Source organism: Chitinibacter sp. GC72, assembly GCF_009760905.1.
GTDB lineage: Bacteria > Pseudomonadota > Gammaproteobacteria > Burkholderiales > Chitinibacteraceae > Chitinibacter.
The window spans coordinates 260981-274756 of record NZ_VIRW01000002.1; the positions used below are offsets into that span (position 1 = coordinate 260981).

Genomic DNA, 13776 nt, shown 5'->3' on the forward strand with positions numbered 1-13776 from the left:
GTAGCTTAGGCGTAACATTTAACACTTATTATTCAGCCGGTATTTAGAAATGGGTTTACCTTGTTTCAGCCACCTAGATACAGCCTTGGTTACGCCGCATAGGAATGCATGATGAAAAATACACCTCTCTCTATCGCCCTGCTGTTTGCATCCAGTGCGCTTTCGACCACCGCTTTGGCCGATGAACAGCCAAAGCAGCCACAGGCCGTATCCAGCGCAGAGCTGGCAGATCATCTGGCATCGCCCAATGCGACACAAAAGAAATCCAGCTTTAGCGCCAAGGAATTTGCCGACACAGGCCGCCAAAACCCAGCTCCTATTGAAGCTGGCCCGTTCTATATTTACCCGACTCTGGGGCTGAGTTTTGGTCACGACGACAATATCACCCGCGCGGCCAGCAATGAGATCCGCTCAAGTGCAGTAATGATCGCGCCTTCAATCGTGGCCGATCTGGTTAATAATGGTGATCGGTATGTCCTTGGCTACAATGGTCGTTTCACCCGTTATTTCGGGCAATCGGCAAACAATACGGATAGCCATGAGCTGCAATTTCAGGCGCAAAACGCCTATAGCGCTCGCCTGAGTACTTTGCTGTTTGCCAATGTATTACAAGCGGAAGACCAGGTAGGCGCAACCGACAGCGCCAGCAAATCACCAGACCGCTATCGCCAGTACAGCCTGCGCGGCATGATGGGCTATGGAGCTCCGGATGCCACTGGCCGACTGGAAGGCGAAATCACTTACGTCAATAAAGGCTATCTGAATAATCGGGCCAGCACTGCATTGCTTGATCAGGAAACCCTCGCCTTGGCTGGGCGATTCTTCTATCGCGTAGCACCACGCACGCGCGCCTTGCTTGAAGCCCGCTATCAGGACATCAACTACGACCGCGAAGGCAACCGCCAGAATAGCCAGGAATATCGTGCCTACACGGGTGTCACCTGGGATGCGGATGCCTACTTCACTAGTTCGGCCAAGGTCGGCATGATGAGCAAAAAATACGATGATGCTCGCCGTGGCAGCTATGACGATTTCAGCTATGAAGCGCTGGTGCGATTTATGCCACGCACCTACAGCAGTATTGATTTCACTGCGGTACGCACCATTGCCGAATCAACCGGCGTAGGTAACTATCTGCTCGATGATATGTTCTCGGTCGCGTGGAACCATGCCTGGAGCAATTTCACCAGCACACGTACCACATTGAGCTATGTGGCCAGCGATTATGTGGGCGCAACTCGCAATGATGACACTTTCAATGCGGCGTTCAATATCGATTACAAACTCACCCGCTGGCTGAAAACCGGCATTGAGCTGCGTTATGAAAACCGCAATTCCAATATCAATAGCTCGGACTACACCCGTGGCATCTATATGGTCAATCTGAGCGGCTCGCTATAATTTGCGCAGAGTCCACCCAGACCTCTGCCGTCGCTATAGCAAGGGGGCTTTATGCACCACAAAAAGCGACGGCATAGCTGGCCACATTTTGCCGCCCCAAACCGCGCCCCAAGTCAATTTACAAGTGAAAAGCAATCGATGTTGAAATCAATCAGGCTATTGCCCACGCAACAATCGGCTCAGCGTCGCCCAATGCGCTTATTCTCTGCCGTAGCGGCATGCGCCCTATGGCTGCTGTTTACACAGGCCCACGCTTCGATTTTTGATAGCCCAAGCCCGACACCTGAACCAGCAACTGCGACAGCGGATCACCTGAGTAGCGCGCCTGTGCGCAGTATTTCTCTATCGAATTACAAGCTAGGCGCTGGTGATGTGGTCACCATCCGTGTCTTTGGCGAAGATGAGCTGAGCCGGGAAAGAGTTCGCCTGACCGACGCAGGGACATTGCAATATCCGGTGATTGGCGAAATTGTGATCAAGGGCATGACTACGGGCGACTTGCAACGGCTGATTACTGAAGGGTTACGCGGTAAATATTTGGTTAACCCGCGCGTTGCCGTGCTGATTGACGAGTACCGTCCCTACTACATCAACGGCATGGTGTACAACGCGGGCGGCTTTCCGTTCCAGCCCGGCCTGACGGTACTGAAGGCGATTGCGCTGGCGGGCGGTTTTAAAGAGCGGGCCTCCAAGGACAAAATCTTTGTAATCCGTGCCGATGATCCTAGCCAGCGACAACAGAAAGTCGATCTCACCAGCCCCATTTATCCGGGCGACATCATCACGGTACAAGACAGCTTTTTTTAATATCACCGCCACCGACAATCTAGCAACGCCAGCTGCCGTGTTGCCACAAGGATCAAACGTAATATGAATCAGGCTCAGAATCTTCTTGGCTCGCAGCCAGGCACAGGCACGGAACCCAATCCGCTGCTTGAATACTGGCGCAGCCTCAACAAACGCAAATGGGCGATTATTTTATTTGCGCTGACTTTGGCCGCCGTTGCCACTGCAGTGGTGTTTTCGATTGCGCCATCATATCGCTCGACCACCACGGTGCTAATCGAATCAAGCCGCCAGAAAATCCTATCGGTCGAGGAAGTTTATTCCGGCGTATCAGCCAATCGGGAGTATTTCCAGACCCAAGCCGAGATTTTGAAATCGCGTGATCTGGCGATCAGCACGATCAAGGCACTCAAACTCTGGGAACACCCGGACTACGACCCGCGCCTGGCCGCCAGCAAAAAAACCTTCTGGTCGCAATTTCTGAAAACCCAGGATGAAGAGCAGGTCAGCTGGAATGAAGACAGCCTGGCTGCAGCGGTCTATCCGGTGTTCGAGAAAAACCTGGATGTAGAGCTGGTGCGTCTTAGCCAGCTGGCCAAAATCAGCTTTACCAGTACCGACCCCAAGCTGGCCGCCAGCGTACCGAGCAAGCTGGCCGAAGTGTATATCGAGAGTGATCGCGATGCGCGCATGCAAATGGCGCAAACCGCTGCCAAATGGCTGAATGAACGGCTGGGTGGCCTGCGCCAGAAGCTCGACGCTTCTGAAAAAGCGCTGCAACAATACCGCGAAGCCAATGGCATTATCTCGCTAGGCAAGGAAGCGCAAGGTGGCGCAGCAGCTCAGATCAGCAACACTACCGAGCAACTGATCGCGGCCAAAATGAAACGCGCCGAAGCTGAAAACGCCTACCGCCAAGTCACTGGCGTAAAAAATGGCGATTACAGCAGCGTGCCAGCTGTGATCACTAACCCGCAAGTCGCCGATGCCAAGAAACTGGAAGCCGAAGCCGAGCGCAAAGTATCCGAGTTATCACAACGCTATGGCACCGAGCACCCCCGCATGGTGCAGGCCGAAGCGGAGCTGAAAGCCGCCCGTGCCAATGCCAAGCGCCAAGTCGATGCCGTGGTGGGCAGCTTGCGCCAAAGCTACCAGGCCGCACTGGGCACCGAGCAGGCAATTGCCGGTGTATTGGGGCAAGCCCGTGGCAATGTCTCCAACCTGAACCGCAAAGAAGTCCAGCTGGGCGTACTGGAGCGCGAAGCCGCCGCCAACCGCCAAGTGTATGAAAGCTTTGTGGAGCGCGCGAAAGAAACATCTGCCGCACAAGATCTGCAATCAGCGATTGCGCGGATTGTCGACAATGCCAGCATTCCACTCAAGCCCATCAAACCGAAAAAAGCACAAATTATCCTGATGGCCTTCCTGCTTGGCCTGCTCACCGCAGCTGCAGCGGCAATTTTACTGGATCGACTCAATAACACCATTAACAGCAGCGACGATGTAGAGCGCCTGCTGGGCTTGCCGCTGCTGGCAGCCCTGCCACTGCTGCCGAAAAAGCTGGCCTCCAACAACGGCCGTCTGGTAGTGGAAGACCCCAAATCAGTCTATTCCGAAGCGATTTACACCGCCCGTACTGGCGTTGCCCTGTCTTCCATCGACAGCACGCAACGCTCACTACTGATTACCTCTAGTTTGCCTAACGAAGGCAAAACCACGTTCGCCGCCAATCTGGCGCTTTCGCTGGCCAGCACCCGCCCAACGCTGCTGATTGATGCCGACCTGCGCAAGCCGGGCATGGCCCGCAAAATGGGGCTGAACCCTGCGGCCAAAGGCCTGACCAATCTGGTCACCGGCACCGCCACGCTGAGCGAATGTCTGCAGCGTGTGCCCGGGAGTGATTTGCTCTGCATTGGCACCGGTGATGCACCGCCTAATTCGCTGGAAATCCTGATGTCCAAGCGCTTTGCCGAGCTGCTGGCGCAACTGAACGAACAATTTGAAATGATCGTTATCGATGCTCCGCCGGTGGGCCTGGTGAGCGATCCGCTGGTGCTCGCGCCGCTGTGTACCAACACCATTTTTGTAGCGCGCGCGCAGGAAACAGCACACCCACTAGCTAAGAAGAGCCTGGCCCGCATCAGTCAGGCGGGCGGGCATATCATGGGTGTGACGCTAAGCCATCTGGACTTCAAAAAAGCCGAACGCTACCACGGCCAGTACGGTACCTACGGGCAGTATGGCAATGCATACGGCAGCTAACATGACCTAAATAGATATACCCCGGAATTCGGGTGCGTTAGGCGGTTTTATGCCGCATACCCACCCACCGGGCGCGATATGAATAAATGCAGCGTCACGGTGGGTTACGCCCGAAACACCGTTTTAGCTTTAGGCAAGATCGTGGCGGCCTAACCCCTCCTACGTGTCTTCCCCGTTTTAAGCACTTGTACCCCTTTCGTGAAAAGGGGAGTTTTGTTTTATTTGGGCAGTAAAATATGGCCCTAACAACGCAAAAATGCCCCTTTGCCCAAGGGAAATAATGATAAATAGCTTGCGTAGATATTGATAAAGGCACGCGCTGCAGCATGATAGACCTACACTGCCACATCCTTCCCGGCATTGACGATGGCCCGAGCAATATGGAAGCGGCGCTGAATCTGGCTGCACTGGCAGTGGCGAATGGCATTCACACCGCCGTACTCACCCCCCATATATACCCTGCCCGCTGGAACAACCAGCAAACCCAGCTGCGCTGCGAGCTGGAGATCTTCCAGCTGCACCTCAATAGCCGCAAAATACCGCTGCAAATACGCCTAGGTGGCGAAGTGCGGCTGGGCGAAGACATACTGCCGCTGCTGGAGCGCGATGAAATACCCTATTTGGGTGAAGTAGACGGCATGAAGATCATGCTGCTGGAATTCCCCGACAAGCTGATCCCGGTAGGCAGCGAGCATCTGGTGCGCCATTTTTTGCAGCGTGGCATACGCCCGCTGATTGCCCACCCGGAGCGGAATCTGGCCATCCAGGCCAAGCCCGACAAGCTACAAACCTTGCTTGATCTGGGCTGCTGGCTGCAAATCACCGCTGGCTCACTGCTGGGCCAATTTGGCCGCAGCGCCAAAAAAACCGCCGAATTGCTGATTGAGAATGACTGGGTGTATGCCATGGCCAGCGACTGCCATAACGCCGATTACCGCCCGCCCAATCTGCAGCAAGGCCATGCCGCAGTCTGCGCCCTGCACGGGCAGGACTTTGCCGATATGCTGGTCATCGACAATCCGCAGCGCATTATTGGAAACCCGGCATGAAGCTGAGCCCACGCATCACCAACCTAATCAGCATAGTCGCCATCGCGCTGGGCATCGTGCTCAGCATACTGATTATCTGGCCCAGCCTGCAGCAAGCCTGGTACGACCTACATACGCTGCAAGCGCGTAAGCAGATAGACCGCTGGCTCAGCAATCCGCAACAGGCATTTGAGCTGGAAGACTGGATTGCCGCGCGCGACGCCTTGCAAGAAGCCAACCGCGCCTGCCCTGCTGTCGCCCAATACCACATTGAGCTGGCACGGCTGCAGGTATTTCGCGCCATCAAGGCACAGCAAGCCCCCGCCATACGCGACCTGTTTTACCAGCAGGCCATTGAGCACTACCGCATGGCGCTGAATGTGCAACCCAACAACATCCACAGCATAGCCAATCTGGTGCAATTTAAAGCGTATCTGGGGCAAGCCGACGCCGAATTTGCCCAGCTATTTCAGCGCGCGCAGCGCATAGCCCCGCATGAAGCCGATATCCAGCTCACGCTACTGAATGCCGGCTACCAGAATTGGCCACGCCTCACACCCGAAATGCACGCCCAAATCCGCCAGCTGGAAAACCGGGCGCTACAGCAACAGCAACAAAAAGTGCGTAAACTACAGGCCAATTATCCCAACCTGACATTCTGAATTGCAGCCCCAATTGCCGCAAATAGCCGCCCACCATCAGCCCAAACCGCCTCGCCTGCGCCAGCTAAAGTGGATCACCCTCGCTCTGGGGCTGGCCTGCGCGCTAACGGTGAGCGCCGGGCTAACTGATTTTTCCAGCAAATTGCTCAATGCAGTGAGCCGGAAATGGGGCACGCCTGCCTACCAGCGCCTGCTGGCCTGGCAAGAGCTGGTGCAGGAGCAAAAACCCAAAGCAGAAAACCAATGGGCCAGCAGCAACAGCAACGCCGCCCTGAACACACTAAAAATCACCAATGCATTCTTTAACCGCATTCCCTACTACAGCGACCACACGCACTGGGGCACAGAAGACTACTGGGCCACGCCAATCGAAATGCTGGGGTCTAACGGTGGCGATTGCGAGGACTACGCCGCAGGCAAGTATTTCAGCCTACGCGAGCTGGGCGCCCCCGTAGGCCAGCTGCGCATGGTGTACGTGCGCGCGCTACGCCGCAACGAAGCCCACATGGTACTGGCCTGGTACCCCACCCCGGAAGCCGAACCACTCATCCTAGACAACCTGATTGGCGACATCAAACCCGCCTCGCAGCGCACCGACCTGGAGCCGGTATACAGCTTTAACGATGACGACATCTGGACCGGCAACACCCAGCGCAAAGGCAGCGCCAGCCAGATCCGCTTCTGGCGCGAACTAAAAGAAAAAATGGCCAGCGAACAGGCCATGTAGTCGGAAATACCAGTCACGCAAAAATCTGGGCTTGCGTCAGCGTAATGGGGAGATAAGTCAGCAGCACCTGCTCCCCCTTTGAAATCATAAGTATCTACACAAGTTTTTCGCATTTGTTCCGCCCTTCATCGAAGGGGGCTAGGGGGATTTTGGCACTATTTGAGCAAGGGAATTTCTACAATCCCAATCAACTAAGCAGCCCGCCCCCGCCACCAGCGCCACAACCCAATAATGAAGCAAGCTGCCGCCACACCAGCCGACCCAGCCAGCCAATCAGCCAGCTCCGGTGAGCGCCCCGGCTGATACTGCTGAAGGTATTCCTCTACAGCCCCCATCGCTACTGGCCCGCAGAGCAATACCCATAAAGGGCAGCGAGCAGCCCACGAGAAGAAGAGTGGCATCAGAAAGAATACAAATGCGTGCAGATATTTATCCATAGGAGGAGGATAGAACGACCGGATAAAGGGTATACCAAGAAATTCTTTCAACCATAAAAAGAAAAAAAAACAATAAAGAGACGACCCAGTATATGAAAGTTATAGCGCATAGAGACCAAAAATATAACAATACGTCAGGAATGAAAAGACTTGAGAATTTATAGATATCAAAAATCAAGACCGCAAACCAAGAAATCCTATTTATACAAATCTAGTAAAATATCATAATTACTCAAAGTAAATGACTCCTCTGCAAAAGCTCTTGCGTTTCTACTCATTCGCGAAAGTTCAGATTCATCACTTAAAAGCTGATTAATCCTACACTCCAGCTCGACAACATTCATGCATAAATAACCATTAAATCCATTAATAACTACATCTTTTAATCCAGGTCGATCAAGAGCAACTACAGGCAACCCCATATACTGAGCCTCAATTGGTGCAACAGGTAGGCCTTCCCACTCTGCAGTCGAAACATAAACCCGGGAAGTAGCAAGCACCTTATACAACTCATCTTTTGGCAACCAGCCAGTAACTAATGCTTTACTATTCTTCTGTTCATACAAATAGTCATCACCGGAGCCGACCCAAATCGAAACCTTGTCCTTTCTTGCGAAGGTATCCACTATTGCTAGAAAATTAATAAACCCCTTCTGTGGCGCTATCCTTCCGACAGATACTAAATCGTATTTCTTTTCATCAACACTATGGCAGCATGGGTTTCTAATTGCATTTCTTGCAACTACAGACTTCGCACCGATTTTCTTTGAAATATTTAACTCAGTCATTCCACATGCAACTGTCATTCCGATCTTAGAACAGAACAACTCTATAAAAAAGTAAAGCAAGCGCTGAAAAAAATTTTTATTTTTAAACAAGAAAGCATAGCAATGTGGAGTGTATAGAATAATTGAGCGATTCTTAAAGAAAGACAATCGGCCAACAAAGCCCGCAAATGAAGAATGAAGGTGAATCGCAGTATACCCATCAACTTCATACCCTCGCAAATATTTAAAAAGCCTGAATAAAAAAAACGAGTCTCCTCGCGAAAAAGGCACCTCAATCAATTTACAGCCAGGAAAATACTCATGTATATTATTCGGGGTCTCTGGGCGTCTACAATACAAAATATCAAAATCCACATTTGAAATACTTTTCAAGTAATTCACTTGGTCGACAATAACAGAAAGAACTCCACCGCCTAATGCTTCACAAAAGATTAAAACCTTCATCTATTTCTCAACCGCATAAGAATCAAAAAAAACATCTGCACCGTACGAACCGCAGTAGCAATTGCAAATAATAGAATCAACATGAAAACTGGGTTAGAAAAGACAAACCCCAAGACACTAACAACAATGAGCGAGAATATATAATAAAGCCCCGTTCTAAGCTGCAGAGAAGTAAGACCAACCTTTACTGAAACAAAGCCAAGAAATGAATTAGTATAAATCAGAATCGAAAATATAGAAAAGCATACGAAATAGATAAAACCACCATATGAGACCCCAGGAAAAAGAGCTTCACGCAGAGAAAAGGGATTACACACAAAAAAAACAATCGCCGCAATACAAGTAACAAGTGAGATAATTACTGTAAGCACCATACCTTTATAGAATTCTGCGGTAGTAAGGCTGTCTTTAGCTATGCACAATTGGCCAACTATTGTCACAACAGGCATAGATGCCAGAAAAACTTGGTATGAGATAGAGTATAGCCCCACACCCAATACACCTGCTGCAAAAAGAATAGCTTGTCGTGTTATCACCTGAGGAATAGCGTTCACTACAGAAGAAATTGACAGCACAACAAAATGATGAAACAGTTTACTATCTGAATACAAATTTTTTATTGCAAGTGCATTTGAGGGCAACTGTCTAAATTCAACAAGTGAAAAAATAAATAGAGACAATGAACATAATACAAGTGCCATCAAAAAAGAGAGCCAGACAGCAGCAAAGTAAAGAACAAACATTAAGATAAAGAATCTAGCTAGACTTAAAGTCCATATTCTTTGCGAGTTCTTTAACGATTGCCAGCGACAGGTGTTAAAATCACATAGAGATTGTGCAACTCTATATAAAAAAACACCTGAAAACAATTTCTGATTAAGCAAAAATGCCGCAATACATACCACCGCAGAAAGAACTGTCGTAACATAATAATGGCGAGCCAAAGAACCAACTAGTTCGCAATCATTTTGGTAGGTAAGAGTTAAACTCTTAATATCAGAGTATATAAAAACAGAAATTGCAGTTGCAATCGCCATAACAAATGAATATTCACCGGCTAATTCTGCCCCACCATATCTGGTCGCTATGGCCAGAACATAAACCTGAAACACGGCAGAGAGAATAGTGTTCAACAATAAAGATGCAGCAATACTACGATTTGACATTAGCTAAAACGTCCCTTAGAAAAGCATGCTTCACCTCTACATTACGCTCTATTGTAAATCCTCTTGCAGTCACCAAATTATTGAATGAGGCAGACGCTAAAATATCTGGGCGCATTACTAGTTCGGCAATTTTTTCTGCCAATAATGTACTGTCTTCAGGAGAAACCAGAAATTGAGAATCTACAATCTCTGGAATTCCACCGACTGAAGTTGAAATTACAGGTAAGCCTCTCGCCATTGCCTCAATCACTGCACGTGGCATACCCTCTGCACGCGACGGCATAACGAAAATGTCCGCAGAATCTAGAACTGAACACATAGATGCACCATGCTCCACTAACCCAAGAAAATTAACATTTTCCTCTAGCCCCAACTGCTCAACGAGAATCTCTAGCTGTTTTTTCAACCGTCCTTCTCCAACGAGGTTTAGGCTTAAGTCAACACCCATTTCTTTACATTCGGCAAGTGCTTTTAATAAAATATCATGCCCTTTATATTCTTGGGCTAGCATAGCAACGTAGACTAGCGATAAACTTTTTTTCTCATATTTACTAGGAGGATATGCTTCGGCTAAAAAAGTACTCTCGGGTATATATACATCACTTGCGCCAAATTCACTTGCTTTATTCAGATTCGGATATTTATCTTGCAGAAATTTTTTAGTGACATATAAGGATGCGCAACTATATTTTGTTAAGTATTTTTGTATCGCGACAAAGGCAGGTTGCACTATAGGCTGCAGTGGATGCTTTAAAGCATTTTTACTTAGCTGATCTTGTGGATCAGCCACCACAATGATGCCATATGGTTTTCTTAGCAAGCGACGCAGAAGCCCACATATAAATGGCAATGTACCTGGCGTGTACAGTATCACTGTATCATTTGATGCTGCAATATTTTTTATTTCACCTAACAAATGAAATAAATTTGCCAAAAATTGCTTAAACCCCTTATACGATGCAAGTCTTTTAAAAGAAACGTTCTCACCTATTACCTCATACCCCCTTGCATGGCTAACCCCATAGGCTCGCGCGCAAATCTGAAGGTGTATCTCCTTATTGACCAAGAAAGTTTTACCAAACTTTTCATAATGCATATGTGCAGAAAATGGAAATCCATTAACCCAATCAAAGCGGCCATCCATGACAATTTTTAAATTCATGCTACTACATCCTTTATATCTTTGATAACACATTCTTTGACCTTAGCGACATTCTTCAGGCCATCTTCAATCTTTTGCCAGAATGCAGCTTGGGGATTAGAATGCAATTCTTCCAATTGTCGCACTATCAAGCTTGGATCAAAATTAAATGCATTATGAACAAATTCAGCGACTCCAAGATCGGTATAAGCACCAAATCCCTTCCTCTCATAACTCAAATGAATAGTCGGGATGCCATCTAAAATACTTTGTAGTGCCCCATGAAGCCTTACTGATACAACGGCAGAGGGCGAATATTCTTTTATCGCATCAACAATAAAAGGATAAACACCGCCAAATTCAAGTTCATCGTAAAAAAGTCGATCATTATTACCCCTACCTTCACTCTGAAGGACGGGGATACAATTAGGAATCGTTCGATAAAGTTCAAGTAATGATTTGATATATTTGTCGCGAATAGCACTAGACTTTTCAACATCTCTAACGACAAGAAGAGTGTATTTTGTATTTTTGTGTACCGGGGGTGTTGTATCTGCCAACTTCAAAACTGCTAAATCAGGGCTACGCACTGTATTTGTACATTGATGGAGTTCATCCATTGATCGATCATCACGAAGATAAACACGCGTCAGCTTTGACATCTTTTTCCTAACAAAAAAACCAACCGGGCCCTTCAGTGGCCCAACGCTTTGAGGAAAGTATATAGTTGGAACCTTCTGACCTGATGAATACAGAAGCTGCATACAATGGGAAAGTACAAACTTTAACTGCTGTTTATACCCTGTAGTTCTCATATAACCACCACCGACAGCAACAATTAAACTCGGCGCATCGGAAAAATGTGTAATCCAAGCATTTTTGTCAAAACCTAATCTCCGGGGTGACAACAATAAGTTTAAAAGTCCGCTCAATCGCTCTTTCAAGTTGGATGACGCTGGTTGGTACTGTATATATTTAACATTCTTTGTGTCGGTAAATGATCGCTGATCCATTGCAACCACCAAAAAACTCACGTCATTTCCATACGCGATTCGAAGCGTGTCAATTGTTTCATCAACCAGTAAGCCATCGCCTCTATTTTTTGATGAATATGCATGTAAAATTAATATTTTCATTTTTTACTATTAAAGTAGGTAATAATTATTGGCATCAATACAAATTGCATAGAAAAATACATAAGACTATTGCTATCATAAATTAATATGGCGATTGGCAAAATACTATATGCGGGATACAAGGCTAAATCTCTCGGAGCATGCGAACTAACATAAAACTTCCTAGAAAATGATCCAATCAAAAAACCAAAGGGAATTGCAAGCAATATCGCAGCATATCCGAAATTCACGAATGCCTCACCATAGCCGCCAAAAACCAAGTTGGTTTCAATTTCATCAACATGAGCCATCCCGGGGAAAACTATTTCCGTTTTCTCTTTTGTAAATGAATCTGGTCGATTTGGAAATAATGCGGAAGGTATAACTGAAGCAAGACCGCCAATATACGACCTCCCCAATGATAATGGATAATCTTCGAGGGCGACCTCACGCATAGCTGTGACCTGGACATCCATTCGGCCGAAATCACGCATAGCCACGAAAGCAAGTGGATTTTCTATCTGCCGGTTAATCATAATTTCTTGACGCTTCCCCTCATCAAAGAGCGCCTCAACACCCCCAAATTTATATGCCATATATACATTCATGAATACAAAGATAAGTAAAACCCCTAAAAAAATCCATTTCAGGTTTAATCTTTTCACAATCAATGCAACATAAGAAAACGCAAAAAATACTGTATAAATAAAGTTAGAGCGGCTACCTGTCAGACCAACAACCAACAATGAAATAATACCAAAAATAAGAAACGCCAAAAATAAGGTTGATACACTTGGTTCTCGATTCTTGAAATAGAATGTCATAGCCAAAGCGACAAGCACTGGAATTGAATCACCAATATATACTACAGGCCCAATACCTGACAATGGATTATATGAACTAACACCTACACTTAGTCGATCTTCATAAGCAGAAAGCAGCCCACCTATTCCACCAAATTTAAGAACAACCAAACATTTAGCGACGACCGCCACTATAAGCAGAATACATAAGACAGACAATACAGATTTATCTAACCTAAAGAGGCTTTGATTGCCGCGCATTGACATTGGTAAAATGGCGTTTTTGCGTGCAACCCAAACTACAATAACGGTCATTACAGCAGCAAACAAGAACCAGTACTTAACAAACGATTCGTTTTTATCATCCCAAAATAAATATGGATAAAAATCCATCGAATACTGTAAAAAAGGACTAAACACTACAAAATGCAGGCTAAACATACAAAATAACGGCAATGGATCTAATATGTGTCGCTTTGATGTTAGCCACTCAGTCAGCGGCACAATACAAATTGAAACACTGGCAAGCATCGATAAGAAAATCAATGGTTCAAATTCTTTTTCCGAGCTAAAAACCAAGTAGATAATCGCGAAAAACAAAGACAAAAATAGTAAAAATCCAACATCACGAACAGATGGAAATTCATTCAGTCGAGAGCCGACACCAAACATACACCCTCCTAAAATTTATCAGCACATCGACTTAATAAGTCACCATACAGTTTTTAACACAACAGAATCTATGACTTCTAAAAACATAAATACACACAATTTATAGAACAGGTAGAAATTCGACACCAAGCACTCAAACACCACTTGACAACAAACTTAAATCTAGACGACCAATTAGAACTTATCAAGACATCAACTACGAATAATGTGACCAATATCAACAATCTTCCAGCAAGCAATTTCATTTATTGAAAATGCGAGCCGTTAATCTATATATAATTTTAAACTCAGAAAATAGCCATAATTTCCGAAAGGTTAGCACTAATGACTACTGAGGAATATTT

Annotated in this window: 12 protein-coding genes; 6 read left to right on the forward strand and 6 right to left on the reverse strand. The window is 47.0% G+C overall.

What is annotated here, in order from left to right; genetic code table 11:
- Nucleotides 1-111 precede the first annotated feature (111 nt).
- The 6 genes from FLS37_RS02885 to FLS37_RS02910 all read left to right on the forward strand — a co-directional run bounded on the left by FLS37_RS02885 (nucleotide 112) and on the right by FLS37_RS02910 (nucleotide 6866).
- Nucleotides 112-1401, forward strand: coding sequence for an outer membrane beta-barrel protein (locus tag FLS37_RS02885; RefSeq protein ID WP_157314417.1), 1290 nt, complete (start codon nucleotides 112-114; stop codon nucleotides 1399-1401).
- A gap of 192 nt (nucleotides 1402-1593) precedes the next feature.
- The gene (locus FLS37_RS02890) at nucleotides 1594-2208 is read left to right on the forward strand and encodes a polysaccharide biosynthesis/export family protein (protein WP_157314418.1); all 615 of its coding nucleotides are present in this window, start codon (nucleotides 1594-1596) and stop codon (nucleotides 2206-2208) included.
- 63 nt (nucleotides 2209-2271) lie between these two features.
- On the forward strand, nucleotides 2272-4449 hold the full coding sequence (locus FLS37_RS02895; RefSeq protein ID WP_157314419.1) for a polysaccharide biosynthesis tyrosine autokinase: 2178 nt from the start codon (nucleotides 2272-2274) through the stop codon (nucleotides 4447-4449).
- Nucleotides 4450-4775: 326 nt separating this feature from the next.
- Entirely contained in the window at nucleotides 4776-5498 is a 723-nt protein-coding gene (locus FLS37_RS02900; RefSeq protein WP_157314420.1) for a tyrosine-protein phosphatase, read from the forward strand.
- Entirely contained in the window at nucleotides 5495-6139 is a 645-nt protein-coding gene (locus FLS37_RS02905) for a hypothetical protein (RefSeq protein ID WP_157314421.1), read from the forward strand. The genes FLS37_RS02900 and FLS37_RS02905 overlap by 4 nt, the downstream gene beginning before the upstream one ends.
- Before the next feature lie 13 nt (nucleotides 6140-6152).
- Entirely contained in the window at nucleotides 6153-6866 is a 714-nt protein-coding gene (locus FLS37_RS02910; RefSeq protein WP_198314464.1) for a transglutaminase-like cysteine peptidase, read from the forward strand.
- A 191-nt stretch (nucleotides 6867-7057) separates the two neighbouring features.
- On the opposite strand, the gene FLS37_RS17075 is transcribed toward FLS37_RS02910, so the two are convergent.
- From FLS37_RS17075 to FLS37_RS02935, 6 genes are all read right to left on the reverse strand, one after another.
- Nucleotides 7058-7303 (reverse strand): VanZ family protein, encoded by a 246-nt coding sequence (locus FLS37_RS17075; RefSeq protein WP_374756825.1) that lies wholly within the window; start codon nucleotides 7301-7303, stop codon nucleotides 7058-7060.
- 197 nt (nucleotides 7304-7500) lie between these two features.
- Complete coding sequence (locus FLS37_RS02915; RefSeq protein WP_157314422.1) at nucleotides 7501-8535, reverse strand: glycosyltransferase; 1035 nt, start codon at nucleotides 8533-8535, stop codon at nucleotides 7501-7503.
- A complete protein-coding gene (locus tag FLS37_RS02920) occupies nucleotides 8532-9701 on the reverse strand; it encodes a hypothetical protein (RefSeq protein WP_157314423.1) in 1170 nt (389 codons plus the stop codon). Before FLS37_RS02920 ends, FLS37_RS02915 begins: the two co-directional genes overlap by 4 nt.
- The gene (locus tag FLS37_RS02925; protein WP_157314424.1) at nucleotides 9688-10863 is read right to left on the reverse strand and encodes a glycosyltransferase; all 1176 of its coding nucleotides are present in this window, start codon (nucleotides 10861-10863) and stop codon (nucleotides 9688-9690) included. The genes FLS37_RS02920 and FLS37_RS02925 overlap by 14 nt, the downstream gene beginning before the upstream one ends.
- Nucleotides 10860-11978, reverse strand: coding sequence for a polysaccharide pyruvyl transferase family protein (locus FLS37_RS02930; RefSeq protein ID WP_157314425.1), 1119 nt, complete (start codon nucleotides 11976-11978; stop codon nucleotides 10860-10862). The genes FLS37_RS02925 and FLS37_RS02930 overlap by 4 nt, the downstream gene beginning before the upstream one ends.
- Nucleotides 11975-13432, reverse strand: a complete 1458-nt coding sequence (locus FLS37_RS02935; protein ID WP_157314426.1) for a hypothetical protein — start codon at nucleotides 13430-13432, stop codon at nucleotides 11975-11977. Before FLS37_RS02935 ends, FLS37_RS02930 begins: the two co-directional genes overlap by 4 nt.
- Nucleotides 13433-13776 lie beyond the last annotated feature (344 nt).